A 16,415-nucleotide genomic window follows, 5' to 3' on the forward strand; every position below is an offset into this window, starting at 1 on the left:
TCGCCAAGCAGCTCGCTATCCATAATCGCCACTCCAACAACTTTCCCATGAGGCCTCTAGGTTGGTTTTCTCCCTTAGAGTTCTCTGTCCAATATGTTTGACAAACCTACACGTTGAACAAGAACAAGTGGCCGATACACCTAAAGCAATATCGCTCCTTGACGAATATTGTCGGCTTAAGTCAAACCCAAAACATAGCAGACGCGGCTCGGATAATCCGAGAAGCAAAAACAAAATAGGCTTGCGGCAAAGCCGACCAAAGCACACCGCAAGCCAAGATACAAGATGCGCCGGGAGCCTTACCCCGGCCACCTTAATTATATCAAAGTAAGGCGAAAAAGACAAACTTTTATTAAATATTTATGAGACAGAATACTATTGGAATAAAATGCAGCAATATTCTGTGCATCTAAAAGCAAAAAAACACGGTGAAATGCAAATATTTATGATCATTATTAATTGCAGTAAATCGCCTAAAGGGTATGGTAAAGAATCGAAATGTAAGAGGCTACACTAACAAAGTGTAGCCTCTTACTGGTTAATGCAATGCGTCGAACCACTCTTGCACATCTTCCAGAGACAATTCAAATCGACTTCCTGCTACAACATAATTTCCGTTTAGGTAAATAATCATGTACCCGCCCAAATTATCTGCGCTTATGTTGCGGCGCGATTTGTGCATTGCATAACAATTTTTCATTAAGTTGCGTCGCAGTCTTTGTTCTAAGGCTTTGTTTGTAAACATGAAAAATCATCCTTTCGAATTAGTTTTCCATGCCACGCCACGCCGTGCCTTATCCTACCCCGACATACCCTAACAGTATTCCAGTTTAACATGATTTTGTCAGTGGTGCAAATGTATTATGCCATATTGCGACAAACGGCTTTCTTATGCTCGTAGATCGAGACTACGCTTCGTTGTCCCGCGTGAGCTGTTCTTCTATTGCACGCCCGATAAAACCGTTTAAGCTTTCCCCTCTCTGCTCTGCGTAAGCTTGCAGCTCTGCCTTGCGTCCTTTGGGAACACGTACTTTTATTTCGTCATAAGCTTTGGCATTATATTTTTCGTTCGCTTTACGCCTTGCTTCGGTAATAGGCATATAGGCACACCTCCTCCATCATGCCATGATTATAACACAAATTACATCATGAGTACAGTACAAATATTCATAAAATGTACTTGGTACATTTGTTCATTCTACCGATTGATGTACTGGGTACAGTGTAGTATAATATAATCACAGCAAGGGAAGAAAGCCGAGGGCAAGACCACCCGACCAAGAGCCGTACCGCGTACCTGTGAGCGAGAGCAATAGACACGCAAGCGGGCGGCTGGCACAAATCCCGCTGACTGGTTGCAAGCAGCCCACTACTTGCCGCACGCGGTTTGCGCCGATAACGACCGCCGGAATAGTCCACCGAAACAGACAACTGCCTAAAGGGAACGAAAACCCTTGAAGCCCGCGACCATATACCTGTGAGCCGAGAACAGCAATAGACACGAAGATGACGCGAGCGGGCGTGAGAATGCGCTGTATGCCATTTTCAAGGCACGGACGCAAAGAACCATCAAGCCCACTAATACGCGCACAGCGCCAATTCTGAAAAAACAAAGGAGGATTCACAATGAGCAGAACAGAGTTAAACAGCAAGGTCAAAGAACTGCGCGAGCTGCGCCGAATGGCGGACGAGATCGCCGCTGAGATCGAGATGATCACCGACAATATCAAGCAGGAAATGACTGCTCAGGGCGTGGACACGCTGGCTGGTGACGATTGGAAGGCCACATGGAAGCCAGTACAGTCCACACGCTTTGACAGCAAGGCGTTTAAGGTCGCTATGCCTGACCTTTACAGCCACTTCACCCGCTCGACCGAAACCCGCCGTTTTGTGCTGGCATGAGAAAAGCCCCTTACCCACGCCGACCAAAGCAAGGTAAGGAGCCTGAAAGAATAACCACCATAGGGCGGCTGACTGTATTATACCGTAGCCGCCCACCAGATTCAAGGAGGAAAACCTAAATGACCGAGAAAAACATAAACGAGATGAAAGACGCATTGACACAACTGCGGAATACGCTGGAAACTGCAGCCCACTTACAGGGCTTGATGATCGCGGAATACTATGAGGAAGAACTATGCCCAAACGTCGAACTGCTGATGAACGCGCATAAGGGGATCGAAATCGTGACCAGCGCAGTAATGGATTACCTGCAAAAAGCCAATATGCAAGTGAGGAGTGCGTGCGCGTTGGTGGGAATTGGAGAGTAATTGCTCATTTTCCATTAATCGGTAAGATGGCGTTTCACCACCCCCTTGCAATGTTGCTTGATTACGTTCGTAGTACCTTTACAATTAAGCGAAACCAGAATACCCTTTGTATAAAACAGGAGTTTGAGGTTATCTTTTTTGATTTATTTTCCCCACAAGCGGGGATAATGGCGTACCAACTTGTGGGCATGACGGATTCTAATTTTGGCGTGATGCAGAAGTGTACCACGAGCAATTTTAGCTCCGAAAACATCTTTCACCGCCATGCAATGGAGACGAAGAACGCCGTAGCAAAAGCAGTTATATTAGAATTGCAAATTTTAATGCACCCATACTAAAAAAAGAGCCGAAAGGCTCTTTTTTTAAGGCTAACAGATAGAAATTCGGTATAGCACTGGCAATTCGGAATTATAAATGCCAAATGCGCACTTGAAATGCACCCCCTTATATCCCATTCATTTTGAAAAAGGGACATAAACCTATCAAAACAAACAGAATGCGTATTGATTGCAAAATGAATTGTCAGTAAAAAGGGTAACAACATCGCCGCGCGTTTTGAAACGCTTTGCCAATTTTACCAAGCAAAGCAATAAACTATACCTATTCGCGCTTTATTTATATGTACTATTGAATTATCACATTTAATTATAAATTATTATTTTAATACTTTTTGTAATCTTTTTGAAATTCTGTGAATTGCAACGGTATTCCGACACACAAAGGGCAGGGGGGATATACTTACCCTCTGCCCTGTTGTTATGCTGTCCTGCTGTGCGAATTACCGTGCTTGTTTGGCTAAGATTTGGTTTCCACGCAATGCCCTTGCTCACTCCTGCAATTCCTGCCGCTGTTCATGAGTAAGAATACGGTTTGCTCGTATCTTAACCCACTTTTTGGGAACGGTGTATGTTTCGCCGCCTACACCATTTGTTTTGATCTTTTTCGTTTCGTCAGGGCGATTAGTTGCGAGTGCGGCAAGCTCACGCTTCATGCGCGGGTTATATGTGAAAACTTCTGCAAACTGTTCTTGCTCGTTAAAAGTGATAACTGTTTCTCGTTCCAGCAAATTCAAGCGAAAACACCTCTTTTTGTTGTTCTAAGTTTGCATATCGACAATTGTGGCGACATTGGCTCACTCCGCACAAGTGCCTAATAATGTACACACCAATTATTTACCCAATAACCACTCAAAGCCGGGAAGCGTAGTGATGCGCGCGGGCGATACCCCGGTCTTTTCCATCTCCTGCGCCGCTGTCTGCTCATCTGTGCCCAGTATGGCGGCCACATCATTTACAGTAAAAAATTCTTCCGTTCCATCTTCTGTGGAAAGGGCAAGCCGCGCACCCGCCAACCCCGCTTGAACCGACAGACCAGCCACCAGTGCAGAAACCACGATCTCGCGCACTTTGCTTTCGGTGGTATCATGTCGTTTGGCGATTGCCACAATCTCTGTGCGATGTGGTTCGAGTTGTTTTCCGACGTTATCCCGCTTGCAGCTGCATTCTTCGCAATAGACAACCGTGCCGTATAAGTCACAGTCGCCGCCTGCCAAAATATCCATCAGATCGACGGGATGCTCCCGACCGCACACAGGACAGCGGGTGTAAACATTGTTATCGCAGATTGTAAGTTTTTTGCCTTTGTGCTTCAAATAAAACATTTATTCTTCCTCCCACTCAATACCCATAAAGTCTCGATCATAACGACCGTTTGCAGGCTCAATGCTGCCATATTTGTTAGCCGTGAGCCAGCGAACTTCTCGTTGGCCGCGTTCATCCTCTACCAACGCAATGCAAACGCAAGGCCGCTTGCCATCTCGGTAATTTGCCCACAATTTGGTGTGCATCGGTGCGATTTGAATGATTTTATACATGATTTATTCCTCCTAAATTATAACGATTCTTGTTTTCAAATTAGGCCGCATTCCATTTCGGCTATTGCTTTAAGTCAATAACTTTGTCCGAAAACTTATTACTTAAAGTCAATAAGTTTTGGGAGGTGTCTGCTTTCCCTTATTGACAAAAGGCAATAACTGTTCCCGCGTTTGCCCGTGTTACCTTATTGCCTTAAGTCAATAGATTTAATAAATATTTGCCATAGGCTATGGCTTTTTTGTTCGCTCTTTTCTCTGCATCGCAAGGGTCATTTCAGAGGGGGAAACCGTGAACGCTTCCGTTCCGTAGTTTTGCCACATACTCGAAAAGCGATAAATCGACTTTGTGCGTGTAATTGCACCACATTCGACACAGGTTAGAAAACCCTTTTCAATCAGCGCGGACATATCGCGGTAAAAGCCTTTTGCGTTTGATTTCTCATAAAGGCCATACAGCGCAGCCCATTTGCTTTGGTTCATCGTAAAACAAAGCGGGTCGTTGTTTGGCTTTTGCTTTTCTGCATAAAACTGTGCTTTGCAATACAGATAGAGCCGCTGCTGCTGGGCGGTGAGCGCCCGCCAAGCAGCAGAAAGCAGCATGGACATATAAACATTCGCGCTGGTGTCATTGCTTGCGCCCGTCGATTCAAACGGTTTTTTCTGGTACGGCGTTTTTCGTTTTCTCATAAGCGCCGTCCTCCATTCCTAATTGCAGCTGCCCTTCTAAATTGCTATCGCCCTCAATTGCCGCTGCTGCTTTCAAGATTTCCGCTGCCCTATGACGAAGAGAATGCACACAACGAACCCGCTCGGCTTCGTTTTGCGGTAAATAGTACCCGCTCAAGTTATCGCTCAAAATAGGTATACCGCGCCGCCGTTCTATGTGTATCTGCTGTCGGACTTCGCGTTCGCTTAGTCCGGTGATTGTTACCAAATCTCTCAGGTGCAGTGCGTTCTCTCTACCCTTTAGCAAAAGTCTTGAAATCAAGCCTCGCGCTGTGGTAGAATCAATGTGGGGATCATCGCCGGTGAAATGGCTTTCCCGCTCGTCTCGCTCGGACGTTGCAGCGTCAAAGTGAGTTTTTTGAGTATGCCGCTCCAGTGTTACAGCACTGGGGCGGTTTTTTTCTTTATCCATTAGTCTGTGCATCTCCTTTTCACTGCTGCTCTTGCTTTTTAATCCATTCCTCTAAGGCAGTTTCTGAAACCTTATTTTTTCGTCCAATGAGGAAACTCGGAAAATCTTTTTGATGCATCAAACGATATGCTGCATCACGTCCGATTCCAAGACGATCCATTAGTTCACGAACTCCTAACAGTCTTTGCATTTTAAGTCTCCTTTCCATAAAAAGTTTTTTCTCTTGATAATGTCATTCTAACACGGTATAATAGATACGTACAGAGTCGTTTTATTACTATAATCATCAGTATTTATGATTTATCGATATTATTAGTATCGCTTATGGAGGCGAGAACAGCAAATGAATTTGCAAAGACAAGAAAAAATTGGTAAAAGAATAAAATTTGAGCGAGAAAACTTGAAATTAACTCAAGCCAACCTTGCCGAGCAGCTAAACCTTTCCGCAGATTCCACCTCACTAATTCGGAAGTGGGAAAAAGGTAAAGCCCTCCCGTCTGTAGACATTTTTTTTCGCATGTCACAACTATTCTCATGTGATATTGCATATCTCCTCTGCGAGTACGATGCACGTACTAAAGAGGCTGCTGACATTTGGAAGTCTGTCGGCATTAATGAAGATGCTGTCGCCAAATTGAAACAATCGAACGATATTTACAAAAACAGATTGATGTTCAATGTCCTGTTGAGCGAAATCATTGTTAATCTTGATTTGAATGCGGTACAGGAAAACGTCTCATTTTCATTAGAAAGCTTTATAGGCGCGGGAAGCAACGTCGAATCTTCGATCAAACGAAAAACTCGCGTTGAAGCTGATGGCACGCTCAATATGCCTGGTCTAGAAGCATATTTATATTTTAGAGAACGAATAGTATCACAGTTTGCATTTGCAACAGAAAAGGCCTTTGACAAACTCCAAATGAATATGATTTATGAAATTTGTAACGGGATGAAAAGCGAAAGACCAGACCAAGCTTCCAATTTACTCTTATACTTAAAATTAATTCTTGAAAATCAGAAGGTGTTCAATCATGGCACATCGCGCACCCGCCGGAAGCGGCACAATTAGAAAAAAGATCATCAATCGTAATGGCAATCTATAACCTTCTATGCCCAATTTAATTTGTTCAGCGATTTTCCTGTCCAGTTTCATCCATCAGCAGCCAATCCACCGATACACCCAGCACCTTGGCAAAAGTCAGCAGTTCATAATCAGTAACAAAGCGATCACCCGTCTCAATTTTGCTGATGGCCTCTCGCTCAATAATAACGCCGTTGACCTGCATACGAGCCGCCAGATCTGACTGCGACATCCGCTGCGTCGTGCGCGCCTGATGGATACGATCACCGCACAAATTCTTCTTTCCATGATAGTCGTAAATCTTCACGGGCAACCCCTCCTTGCCCATTGACAATATCATTTATTATCTCTAAAATTGTAATAAAGATTTACAACTTGTAATTATAATTTATATATTGAAGTGAGGGGTACAAGATGGACTTGCGTGATCAAACCTGCTGTTTTACAGGACATCGCATACTTCCTGCAAATGCAACAACCGCAATTCTGCGCAAACTCAATTCGATCTTATTGCCGCTTATCGAGCAAGAGATCCGCGTTTTCTGGCTCGGCGGCGCTCTGGGCTTTGATACATTAGCTGCGGAACACCTATTAAAACTAAAACAGCAGCATTCTCAACTCGTGATCTGTTTGGCGCTCCCGTTTGAAGAGTATCGCAATCGCTGGAGCGAAGCACAGAAAAAACGTGCCGCGAACATCGATACACAGGCCGATCAAATTGTTTACTGTTCACACACTCCATCAAAAGGCGCCTTTCTCCAGCGCAACCGATATATGGTCGATCAATCCCGCTATTGTATCGCATACTGTAATCGCAGCGCCGGCGGCACCGCCTACACCCTCCGTTATGCGCAACAGAAGGGGCTTGTCATCCAAAACCTTTTCCCTCTTTAAGGGGGCAATTGACTGAGAGTTTCCCACGTCAGTTTTTGCAGAAAATGCGTCTTTTTGCCCTATATGCACCAGATAACACAAAACAGCACTAAATAGCACGAAAAGCAATAATAATGTAACATTTTTTGTATTTACACGAACTTTATCCTGTGTTATGATACCCATACAGGCACAACAAGGTCAAGTCCTCCATTCGTTCTGCAAGCGCTGATCCGAAGAAAACCGGGAATCATTTTATCATGGAACTCAATTGAATTTACTGGAAGAAGTTTAAGACGACGACAGAATTTTTCTGTCAGGCACCAATTGGATTGTGTTCTCGTGTCGGAGGTAGCTTAAAAACCTATGACACACTTGTAAGGAGGTGGTTCGTATGGCAGTTTGTACCCTTTACAAACCCATCACAATCATAAAACAACCGTTTTATTTCACCTCCGGCACAAGAACCTAAGAGCAACGAAAGCTGAAGTTCTTTGGAAAACTGGGAGAAAGTGCATCTCTGTGAAGAGATGCAGGACTACCTCTCGGAGATCCAAATAACGACGAAATCATTTCAAGACATGCTCTTCTCGCTGATGCAGCAGAAGGGCTGGAGTGAAAAAGAAATCTGTGAAGCATGTTTACTCGACCGACCTCGGTTCACCGCAATCAAACATCTGAATGACGATGCAGCCAGCACCCATAATGTGACCTTGCAAGTGCTTGTTGCTCTCTGTATCGGCATGCAGCTGAATATTACGGTATCCGAACAGCTCCTTGCGCTGCGCGGGTATGCACTCAGCAAGCGCAATCCCGTCCACAACGCTTACCGTTATCTGATTGAAAGGTGCAGCGGTATTTCAATCGATGACGCAAACGAGCTATTGACAGAATTGTTTGCAGAGGAAGGGCGCACTCTCGACCGCATTCTGCTTGGCTCACGGGGCTATCGGCAAGGTTCTGAAAAGTAAAGAAAGCACAAAACAAAGTCCCGCACAGAAATGTGCGGGACTTTGCTGTGCAATCCTACAAATCTTTATCGTACGGTTACGCGACGCGTAACCGTATTTTTTTGTATTTTACTCCGCCGCCCTTATTTTCCATCTGTGCAGAATGCCTTCGCCGCAGGAAATCACCGATACGCAATCTCTATGCTGCCTTCACATGAATGGATGTGCGTATGCGCGCCTGTCCGCGTTTTGGCACCGTTACGCGGCGCGAAACGACAGGCCTCCAAGAAAATGCTATCCTGTTTTCACAAACCGGTTTGAACGTCAATCATCCACGATTTTTGAAAAGGAGTGTATTTTCATGAAACTTTCCGATATGATTATCGATCCCGCGAGCCTGGGCAAGCGTTTCTGGCTGGTGGACGTGATTCCGTCGTATGCGTACCAGAATGGACAGCGCACGGATACGGTCACGGGCTACCGCTACACCGTCGCCCTGCCAGACAAGGGGCTAGACAAAATCAACGTGCGCATTGACGGTGCTCAGCAGATGGACGCACCGGCCAGCTTTGTCGAAGTCCGTTTTGCCGAGCTCGAACCGTACCTGTACTGGTCGGGCGGCGAGTATCGCTGGGCGCGCGTGCCAAAGGCATCTCTGCGGTAAACACTGGCAAGGGCTGACGGCGCAGGGCGCAGGCCGTCAGGGGCGAGGACTTTTCCTTCCGAGGAAAGTCCCCCTGCGGCCTGCGGCCGCGCCGCCCATGCCCTAAGTTAGTATTACCTTAGGGCATGGTTGTAGCATGTAGCAGCCCATCGAAATCGAAGGTGGTGAACATGGCAAAGAACGAACAGAGCCGCAAATACCTGCTCACAATCAACAACCCGGCAGACTGCGGCCTGACGCATGACAAAATCAAAGCGCTCGTGCAGTCGCTGTCCCCCGCGTATTTCTGCATGGCGGACGAGATCGCGTCAACCGGTACGCATCACACGCATGTTTTTCTGTACCGCCCTTCGCCGGTGCGCTGGCACACGGTCAAGAACCTGTTCCCGACCGCGCACATTGATAAGGCATACGGAAGCGCGCAGGAAAACCGCGACTATATTCAAAAAGGTGGCAAATGGTCGGATACCGAAAAAGCCGAAACGGTTGTACCCGATAGCTTTGAAGAGTTCGGGCACATGCCGCTGCCGCAGAGCGAGAAAGCCCCCGAAATGACTGTCCTGCTTAAGGACATTGCCGCCGGTAAGACGACTTCACAGATCATCCGTGAAAATCCCAAGCTGGCGTTTCGGGTGAAGGAAATCGACGTGCTGCGGCAGACGCTGCTGTCCGAGAAATATGCCGATCAGAACCGCATCGTGGAAACGCAATATCTTTATGGCGCGACCGGCACCAGCAAAACGAGCGGCATTTATCGGCGGCACGATCCGCGCGACATCTACCGCGTGACCAACTACCGGAACGGACGCGGCGTTTCATTTGACGATTACCATGGGCAGGACGTGATCGTGTTTGAGGAATTTGCATCGCAAATCCCCATCGAAGAAATGCTCAATTTACTGGATATTTACCCACTCATGCTGCCCGCCCGGTACAGCGATAAAGTCGCGTGTTATACCAAGGTGTATATCACCTCGAACCTGCCGCTCAGCCGCCAGTATCAGGCGGTGCAGCAGTATCACCCGGAAACATGGAAAGCCTTTCTGCGCCGCATTCGCACCTTCACCGAGTACCGCGAGAACGGCGCAGCAATCACCCGACCCATCAGCGAATGGAGGTGGATGTTGGAAGATGGATAACCGAAAACGCAATCTGCTGGAACAGGAAACGCAGCGTAAGTATATGCTGCTTCTGTTTCAAACCGGTCTCAAGGAGATCTGGACAGACCAATACCGTCTGAAAGTGCTGGTGCTCTACCTGCTCACCGCACTGCTGTTCAGCATCATCCGCCCATGGGATCTTGCGTACAGCGGGCCGGATATTTTCGATGCAGCCAGTCGGATCGCGTTCAGCCTTTGCTTTCCGTTTCTCGTGTTCGGCGGGCTGGCTGTGCTCATTCTATGGGCAGGCACGCCTTCCAAGGCGAAAAGCATCCAGAACAACTTGCAGCGCATCGGGCTGGTCAACCATGCAGGCGAAACACCGTTGCTGATTGCCATCAGGATGGAGGAATCGGACGATGTGCGCAGTCGCATGACCGTTCTCGAGTTTCTGGCATGTGGCGTTCCCAAATCCGTTTGGGAGGACAAGCACGCCGATATTGAAACCGCGCTGAATATCCACATTGCGGACATTCGCGAAAGCGACGGCAAGCGCCGCATCCAGCTGTACACGGTTCCCGCCACCGACGAGCTGCCCAAGCTGTTGCCGTGGAAGGATACCTATCTGCGTGACGCATTTCCCGCATGTAAGCTGGTGCTTGGCGAAAGCCTGCTCGGGCCGGTGACACTCGACCTCAACCTCATTCCTCATGTGCTGCTGGGCGGCGGCACGGGTTCGGGCAAGTCAGTGCTGCTCAAGTTGATGCTGATGCAGTGCCTCAAGCAGCCCAATGTGCAGGTCACGATCGCAGACTTCAAGGGCGGTGTGGACTTCGGCAGCCCATGGCGCAAACATCCAAACTGCAAACTGATTCTCGACCGCGAGACGCTGTTACGCTATCTGGATGACGTGACCGAAAAGCTAGAACAGCGCAAGGATGTGCTTGGTAAAGTCGAGCGCCGGGACATCTACGACTACAACCGGCATGAGCCGATTCCAATGGATCGAATCGTGTTCGCGGTAGACGAGGTCGCTGAGATTCTGGACAAGACCGGACTGACAAAAGAGGAAAAAGAACAGGTCGCCCGCATTGAAAACCGGCTGTCCACCATCGCCCGACAAGGGCGTGCGTTCGGTATTCACCTGTTTCTCTCTACCCAGCGACCGGATGCGAATATCCTGTCCGGACAGATCAAAAACAACATCGGCTACCGCATCTGCGGACGCGCCGATCATGTGCTTTCCTCGATCATTCTGGACAACACTGACGCAAGTGACCGGATTCCACATGACGCCCAAGGCCGTTTTCTCACGGGTGACGGCACAGTATTTCAAGCCTACTGGTTCGACGACACAAAGGAGATGTTTTGAATGGATAAACTGACCTATAACGCGCCGGAGCTGGCGCTGCTGCTCGGTATCAGCCGCAGCGCGGCCTATAACCTGATGCACCGCGCGGATTTCCCGTCCTTCCGCATCGGCAAACGATTACTCGTCAAACAGGACAAACTCACCAAATGGCTGGACGCGCAGGGCAAAACCACCCACGGCTATCAGCCGCCGTATCTATTCCCAGACAGCGGCTGCTAAGCCGTCACACTGACAAGCATTGGCACACTTCAATGCGGGGCGCCCTGCAATGGGCAGCCCCATTTTTATACCACAATAGCACCTTCCGTGGTATAATGGAAACACCTAAATTGTATGTGCCGGAAAGGAGCATGAAGCAACAATGGCACGCAAACGTAACAGACGCGAAGCCGGCAGCGGCACGATATACAAGCGCAAAGACGGCCGCTGGCAAGGACAATATGTGTCCGGCCGTGATCCCATTACAGGCAAACTGCTGCGTCATTCCGTCTACGGCAAAACACAAAAAGAGGTCGCCGCCAAGCTGCGCGAGGCAACCGCAAACATTGACCGTGGTATCTATCAGGAACCGAGCCAGATCACCATTGCGGCCTACGCGCAGGAATACTTCTCGATCTGTGCAGTTAATCTGGCGCACAGCACGCAGGTGACTTATCAGAAAATCTTGGAAAACCATATTCTTCCCGCGCTCAGCAAGGTCAAGCTGACCGATCTGACCCATCGACAGGTACAGCAGTTCGTCACATCTCTGTCGGTCAAAAAGAAGCTGTCGGCCAAAACCGTCCGCAACATCCACGGCATCCTGCACAACATGCTGGAGTCCGCCATCCGTGACGAGCTGCTGCTGCGCAATGTATCCGAGCGCTGCTCACTGCCGCGCGTGACCCAACATCAGGTACGCGTGATCACGACCGCCGAACTCAGCCAGTTCCTGCGGGCAATCGATGGCAAGCAGTTCCGCAACATTTTCTTTATCGACATTTTCTCCGGCCTGCGCCTGTCCGAGATCCTCGGCTTGCGCTGGGAGGATGTTGATTTTGATCACGACTGCATTTATGTCCGTCAGCAGCTGCAGCAGAAGCAGGTCAAGGGCGATTTCGGCTATTTCCTCGCGCCGCCCAAAGAGGGCAAGCAACGCAAGGTGATTCTCGCGCAGAACGCCATGCGTGTCTTGCGGCATCAGCGGGCAAAGCAGAATGAGCAGCAGCTGGCAGCTGGCATGCTTTGGGACAATAGTTTCCATCTGGTGTTTACGAATGATTTCGGGCAACCGCTTAATCGGCGCACCGTGTACAAGCACCTCAAGCGCATTCTGCTGGACTGCGGCATGGGCAATTATACCTTCCATTCCCTGCGCCACTCGTTTGCGACGATCTCGCTGGAAAACGGAGACGACATCAAGACGGTGCAGACCAACCTCGGCCACTATGCCGCGTCGTTCACGCTGAAGACCTACGCCCACGTCAGCGACCAGATGCAGCGAAACAGCTCAGCACGGATGGATGCGCTGATCGCATCCCTGCCAGAAGCGCAATAAATTCTGATTGCACTCAGGATTACACTCAAAAATTTCTTACTCGCGAAAATGTTATGATTTTTCGCTGAAAATAGCAAAAACCGCACTTTATCTTTCGATAAAGTGCGGTAATATGGCGGAGAGTCAGGGATTTGAACCCTGGAGACGCTCATCACGCCTACACGATTTCCAATCGTGCGCCTTCGACCACTCAGCCAACTCTCCAAATATTTATTTTTCTCACAAAGGACAAGAGATATTATACTGGATAAATTCAAATTCGTCAAGCATTTTTTCAATTTTTCTTTTCTTTTTCTTGTAGGAGTACAATACATCTTGAACAGTGGAATAAAAAAGGATGAAGGATAGGACCTCATCGGTTAAAGTTGAAGTTGCGGACAACAACTCAACGAGAGGGGGCCAAATCCTTCATGAGCAAGAGTATAACACAGGACATGGCGTATCGGCAATCTCTAATGAAGTACGCAGAGAAATACGGCGTCAGTCGCGCCAGCCGGAAGTACAACAAAAGCCGGTCGTACATTTACTTCTGGAAAGCTCGATGGGATGGCACGGTGAAATCTCTGTCCTGCCAGTCCAGACGTCCCCATAGCCATCCAAATCAGCATACGGCGACAGAACTGAAGCTGATTCGGGATATGCGCCGCCGCAATCCCAACCTTGGCATGGTGGAGCTGTGGCATAGGCTGCGGCTACGGGGTTATACCCGACGTCCGGAGAGTTTGTTCCGAGTCATGCGCAAATTGGGCCTATTTCCTGCTGTTTCAAAGAAAAAAGTGTATAAACCAAAGCCTTACGAGCAGATGACCTATCCCGGCCAGCGGGTCCAGGTGGACGTAAAGGTGGTGCCCCGCAAATGCATTGCAGACTCGCAACTCCGCCTCTACCAGTACACCGCCATTGACGAGTTTACCCGCCTGCGATTTCTGGCTGCCTATCCAGAGCAAAACACCTTTTCTTCCTCGGATTTCGTGAAAAAGTTGTTCAAGTGGTACGCCCGCCGAGGCATCCGCGTGGAATGTGTCCAGACGGACAACGGTTTTGAGTTCACTAACCGCTTTTCCAACAGCAGACGGGATCTGCCCACCCTGTTTGAGGTCACCGCTGCCGAGCTGGGCATCCGGCATAAGCTCATCCGTCCCTACACCCCACAACACAACGGTAAGGTGGAGCGTAGCCACCGAGAAGATCAAAAGCGTTTCTATTCTTCCCACTGCTTTTACTCCCTTCAAGACTTCACAAAGCAGCTTGCTGTCCCTAACCGCTGCTCGAGCAACTTTCCCATGAGGCCTCTGGGTTGGCTTTCTCCTTTAGAGTTCTCTGTCCAATATGTTTGACAAACCTACCTTTTTCAATTTTTCTTTTCTTTTTCTATCCTGATTTTTGTTTTCAGCAACACACCCTGCGCCAGCGGCGCAGGGTGTGTTGCTTTCATTCTTGGAACTGCGACCGCACTTCCATATATTGCACAATCTCCTCGACCACGCCGTCAAAGCCCAGCACACCGCTGTTGAGCGACAGATCGTAATTGCGCGCATCATACCAATCATGACCGGTGTGATGCTTATAATACTTTGCACGGTATTCGTCAATCTCCGCAATCTTGCGCACAACCGCATCCTCCGGCAATGAATCCACCTTCATCGCCTGCTCAAGACAGAAAGCTGCATCCGCATGTACAAACACGCGCACGACATCCGGGCGGCCCTTGAGCACATAGTCTGCGCAGCGGCCAATCATCACGCATGGGCCCTGATCGGCCAGCTTGCGGATAATTTTTGCCTGATAATCAAATAGAGCATTGTCTCGCAGATATGCCTTGGAGGAATCGCTCGGCAGCGGCAGCTCACCCTTATATCTACTTTTCAGACGGGTGAGTAAATCGGGCTTAAGGCGCTCATCCGAAAACAGCATGGCGTTGATGCCGCTATCCTCAGAAGCCATTGTGATGATCTCGCGGTTATAAAACGGGATATGCAGCCGGTCGGACAGCATTTTGCCGACCGTTTTGCCGCCCGAACCATATTGTCGAGCGATAGTGATAATATACGGCTTCATGCTCTTTCCCCCTTATTCACCCAGATATGCCTTTTTGATTGCGTCATCGCTTAGCAGTTCAGACGCTTTGCCTGTCTTGACAATCTTTCCCGTCTCCAGCACATAGGCGCGGTCGGAAATGGACAGTGCTTTCTTCGCGTTCTGCTCGACCAGCAGCACGGTCGTACCCGCTGCCGAAACCTCCTGAATGATCTTAAACACCTCGCCGACGAACAGCGGAGACAGTCCCATCGACGGCTCATCCAACAGCAGGATACGCGGCTTTGCCATCAAGGCACGGCCCATCGCCAGCATCTGCTGCTCACCACCGGACAGCGTACCCGCAGGCTGATTTTTTCGTTCCTCCAGACGCGGAAAACGCTGATAGACTTCAGCCAGAGAGGATTCCACCTCACTCTTGGGGCGGGTATAGGCGCCCATCTTAAGGTTTTCGCGCACGGTCAGTCCGGAAAATACGCGTCGTCCTTCCGGTACATGGCTCATACCTAGACGAACGATCTCATGGCCGGGCTTTTTGGTGATGTCCTTGCCCTCAAATGTCACTGTACCGCCCTTGGACGGCAGCAGACCGGTAATCGTATGCAGCGTCGTGGTCTTGCCCGCGCCGTTCGCGCCAATCAGTGCGACGACCTCGCCTTCGTTTACCTCGAAGGAAACGTCGCGCAGCGCATGAATCAGGCCGTAATATACGTTAATATCCTTGACTTCCAGCATTGCCATTGGTTGGTTTCCTCCTTTCTCACTCGCCGAGGTAGGCCGTAACGACCTCCGGGTTTTTCAGCACTTCGGACGGTGTGCCCTCCGCCAGCAGACGGCCGAAATTGAGCACATACAGATATTCGCAAATACCCGAAACCAGCTTCATATCATGCTCGATCAACAACACGGTCACGCCGAATTTTTTACGCACCAGTTCAATCGTCTCCATCAGTTCTTCGGTCTCGTTCGGATTCATGCCCGCCGCCGGCTCATCAAGCAGCAGCAGCATGGGGTCGGTCGCCAGCGCGCGCGCAATTTCCAGTTTGCGCTGCTTGCCGTACGGCAGGTTCGCCGCCCTGTAATCCGCGACGTTTTCCAGTCCGAATACTTCCAGCAGTTCCAGCGCGCGCTTGTCCATTGCGCGTTCCTTTACACGGTAAGAGCCGATGTGCAGCAGGCTTTCCGCGAGCGTATAGGTGATTTCGTTGTGCAGACCGGTCTTAACGTTGTCCAGCACAGACAGGTTGGAGAACAGGCGGATATTCTGGAACGTGCGCGCCACACCCATTTTGCAGATGTCGTGTGGTTTCTTGCCGATCAAATTCTGTCCGTCTAGACGGATACCGCCGTCGGTAGGACGATATACACCGGTCAGCATATTAAACACGGTTGTCTTGCCCGCGCCGTTCGGCCCGATCAGTCCGACCAGACCGCCCTCTTCGATTTTCATGCTCAGCTCATCGACGGCGCGCAAGCCGCCAAAGGAAATGCCCAGCGAAGTAACTTCCAGCATTGCCATG

General features: G+C 49.3%; 22 protein-coding genes and 1 tRNA gene. 11 read left to right on the plus strand and 12 right to left on the minus strand.

The features are described 5' to 3' along the window. Window positions 1-908: 908 nt before the first annotated feature. Window positions 909-1,100 carry a RepB family protein gene (locus ACTQ3V_RS05160; protein WP_441466579.1) on the minus strand — a complete coding sequence of 64 codons (192 nt, stop codon included), beginning with the start codon at window positions 1,098-1,100 and terminating at the stop codon, window positions 909-911. 526 nt (window positions 1,101-1,626) lie between these two features. Between ACTQ3V_RS05160 and ACTQ3V_RS05165 the strand changes: the two genes are divergently transcribed. Together ACTQ3V_RS05165 and ACTQ3V_RS05170 are read left to right on the plus strand one after the other, a co-directional pair. Continuing rightward, the gene (locus ACTQ3V_RS05165; RefSeq protein WP_441466580.1) at window positions 1,627-1,902 is read left to right on the plus strand and encodes a hypothetical protein; all 276 of its coding nucleotides are present in this window, start codon (window positions 1,627-1,629) and stop codon (window positions 1,900-1,902) included. Window positions 1,903-2,021: 119 nt separating this feature from the next. Further along, entirely contained in the window at window positions 2,022-2,270 is a 249-nt protein-coding gene (locus ACTQ3V_RS05170; RefSeq protein WP_441466581.1) for a hypothetical protein, read from the plus strand. An 826-nt stretch (window positions 2,271-3,096) separates the two neighbouring features. On the opposite strand, the gene ACTQ3V_RS05175 is transcribed toward ACTQ3V_RS05170, so the two are convergent. The 6 genes from ACTQ3V_RS05175 to ACTQ3V_RS05200 form a co-directional block, all read right to left on the minus strand. Beyond that, window positions 3,097-3,342 (minus strand): hypothetical protein, encoded by a 246-nt coding sequence (locus ACTQ3V_RS05175; RefSeq protein ID WP_441466582.1) that lies wholly within the window; start codon window positions 3,340-3,342, stop codon window positions 3,097-3,099. 96 nt (window positions 3,343-3,438) lie between these two features. After that, complete coding sequence (locus ACTQ3V_RS05180; RefSeq protein WP_441466583.1) at window positions 3,439-3,930, minus strand: hypothetical protein; 492 nt, start codon at window positions 3,928-3,930, stop codon at window positions 3,439-3,441. Then, window positions 3,931-4,143, minus strand: a complete 213-nt coding sequence (locus ACTQ3V_RS05185; protein ID WP_441466584.1) for a hypothetical protein — start codon at window positions 4,141-4,143, stop codon at window positions 3,931-3,933. Between the two features lie 228 nt (window positions 4,144-4,371). After that, window positions 4,372-4,830, minus strand: coding sequence for a hypothetical protein (locus tag ACTQ3V_RS05190; protein ID WP_441466585.1), 459 nt, complete (start codon window positions 4,828-4,830; stop codon window positions 4,372-4,374). Continuing rightward, on the minus strand, window positions 4,790-5,281 hold the full coding sequence (locus ACTQ3V_RS05195; protein ID WP_441466586.1) for a hypothetical protein: 492 nt from the start codon (window positions 5,279-5,281) through the stop codon (window positions 4,790-4,792). Before ACTQ3V_RS05195 ends, ACTQ3V_RS05190 begins: the two co-directional genes overlap by 41 nt. Before the next feature lie 19 nt (window positions 5,282-5,300). Further along, window positions 5,301-5,471: a helix-turn-helix domain-containing protein gene (locus ACTQ3V_RS05200; RefSeq protein ID WP_441466587.1), complete on the minus strand. Its 171-nt coding sequence runs from the start codon at window positions 5,469-5,471 to the stop codon at window positions 5,301-5,303. 153 nt (window positions 5,472-5,624) lie between these two features. Here ACTQ3V_RS05200 and ACTQ3V_RS05205 point away from each other — a divergent pair, with 153 nt between their 5' ends. Beyond that, window positions 5,625-6,350: a helix-turn-helix domain-containing protein gene (locus ACTQ3V_RS05205; RefSeq protein WP_441466588.1), complete on the plus strand. Its 726-nt coding sequence runs from the start codon at window positions 5,625-5,627 to the stop codon at window positions 6,348-6,350. Between the two features lie 58 nt (window positions 6,351-6,408). On the opposite strand, the gene ACTQ3V_RS05210 is transcribed toward ACTQ3V_RS05205, so the two are convergent. Next, window positions 6,409-6,669 (minus strand): helix-turn-helix domain-containing protein, encoded by a 261-nt coding sequence (locus tag ACTQ3V_RS05210; RefSeq protein WP_441466589.1) that lies wholly within the window; start codon window positions 6,667-6,669, stop codon window positions 6,409-6,411. A gap of 107 nt (window positions 6,670-6,776) precedes the next feature. On the opposite strand from ACTQ3V_RS05210, the gene ACTQ3V_RS05215 reads away from it, so the two are divergent. The 7 genes from ACTQ3V_RS05215 (at window position 6,777) to ACTQ3V_RS05245 (ending at window position 12,858) form a co-directional block, all read left to right on the plus strand. Continuing rightward, window positions 6,777-7,256: an SLOG family protein gene (locus ACTQ3V_RS05215; RefSeq protein ID WP_441466590.1), complete on the plus strand. Its 480-nt coding sequence runs from the start codon at window positions 6,777-6,779 to the stop codon at window positions 7,254-7,256. A gap of 473 nt (window positions 7,257-7,729) precedes the next feature. After that, a complete protein-coding gene (locus tag ACTQ3V_RS05220; protein WP_441466591.1) occupies window positions 7,730-8,206 on the plus strand; it encodes a hypothetical protein in 477 nt (158 codons plus the stop codon). 340 nt (window positions 8,207-8,546) lie between these two features. Further along, window positions 8,547-8,849, plus strand: a complete 303-nt coding sequence (locus tag ACTQ3V_RS05225) for a hypothetical protein (protein WP_441466592.1) — start codon at window positions 8,547-8,549, stop codon at window positions 8,847-8,849. A 170-nt stretch (window positions 8,850-9,019) separates the two neighbouring features. Continuing rightward, on the plus strand, window positions 9,020-9,988 hold the full coding sequence (locus ACTQ3V_RS05230; RefSeq protein WP_441466593.1) for a viral replication protein: 969 nt from the start codon (window positions 9,020-9,022) through the stop codon (window positions 9,986-9,988). After that, window positions 9,981-11,321 (plus strand): FtsK/SpoIIIE domain-containing protein, encoded by a 1,341-nt coding sequence (locus ACTQ3V_RS05235; protein WP_441466594.1) that lies wholly within the window; start codon window positions 9,981-9,983, stop codon window positions 11,319-11,321. The genes ACTQ3V_RS05230 and ACTQ3V_RS05235 overlap by 8 nt, the downstream gene beginning before the upstream one ends. Continuing rightward, a complete protein-coding gene (locus ACTQ3V_RS05240) occupies window positions 11,322-11,540 on the plus strand; it encodes a helix-turn-helix domain-containing protein (RefSeq protein ID WP_441466595.1) in 219 nt (72 codons plus the stop codon). It begins immediately after the preceding gene. Window positions 11,541-11,682: 142 nt separating this feature from the next. After that, on the plus strand, window positions 11,683-12,858 hold the full coding sequence (locus ACTQ3V_RS05245; RefSeq protein ID WP_441466596.1) for a tyrosine-type recombinase/integrase: 1,176 nt from the start codon (window positions 11,683-11,685) through the stop codon (window positions 12,856-12,858). A gap of 113 nt (window positions 12,859-12,971) precedes the next feature. On the opposite strand, the gene ACTQ3V_RS05250 is transcribed toward ACTQ3V_RS05245, so the two are convergent. Further along, a tRNA-Ser gene (locus ACTQ3V_RS05250) sits at window positions 12,972-13,062 on the minus strand. Window positions 13,063-13,268: 206 nt separating this feature from the next. Here ACTQ3V_RS05250 and ACTQ3V_RS05255 point away from each other — a divergent pair. After that, complete coding sequence (locus tag ACTQ3V_RS05255; RefSeq protein WP_441466597.1) at window positions 13,269-14,195, plus strand: DDE-type integrase/transposase/recombinase; 927 nt, start codon at window positions 13,269-13,271, stop codon at window positions 14,193-14,195. Between the two features lie 94 nt (window positions 14,196-14,289). Here ACTQ3V_RS05255 and ACTQ3V_RS05260 read toward each other — a convergent pair whose 3' ends face one another. Genes ACTQ3V_RS05260 through ACTQ3V_RS05270 form a run of 3 tightly spaced genes read right to left on the minus strand, consistent with a single transcriptional unit; the run spans window position 14,290 to window position 16,414 of the window. Further along, window positions 14,290-14,916 (minus strand): cytidylate kinase-like family protein, encoded by a 627-nt coding sequence (locus ACTQ3V_RS05260; protein WP_441466598.1) that lies wholly within the window; start codon window positions 14,914-14,916, stop codon window positions 14,290-14,292. Window positions 14,917-14,928: 12 nt separating this feature from the next. Continuing rightward, on the minus strand, window positions 14,929-15,636 hold the full coding sequence (locus ACTQ3V_RS05265) for an ABC transporter ATP-binding protein (RefSeq protein ID WP_441466599.1): 708 nt from the start codon (window positions 15,634-15,636) through the stop codon (window positions 14,929-14,931). 19 nt (window positions 15,637-15,655) lie between these two features. Next, entirely contained in the window at window positions 15,656-16,414 is a 759-nt protein-coding gene (locus ACTQ3V_RS05270) for an ABC transporter ATP-binding protein (protein WP_441466600.1), read from the minus strand. Window position 16,415 lies beyond the last annotated feature (1 nt).

Origin of the sequence: Candidatus Agathobaculum pullicola, from assembly GCF_052117205.1 — a bacterium.
GTDB classification, from domain to species: domain Bacteria; phylum Bacillota; class Clostridia; order Oscillospirales; family Butyricicoccaceae; genus Agathobaculum; species Agathobaculum pullicola.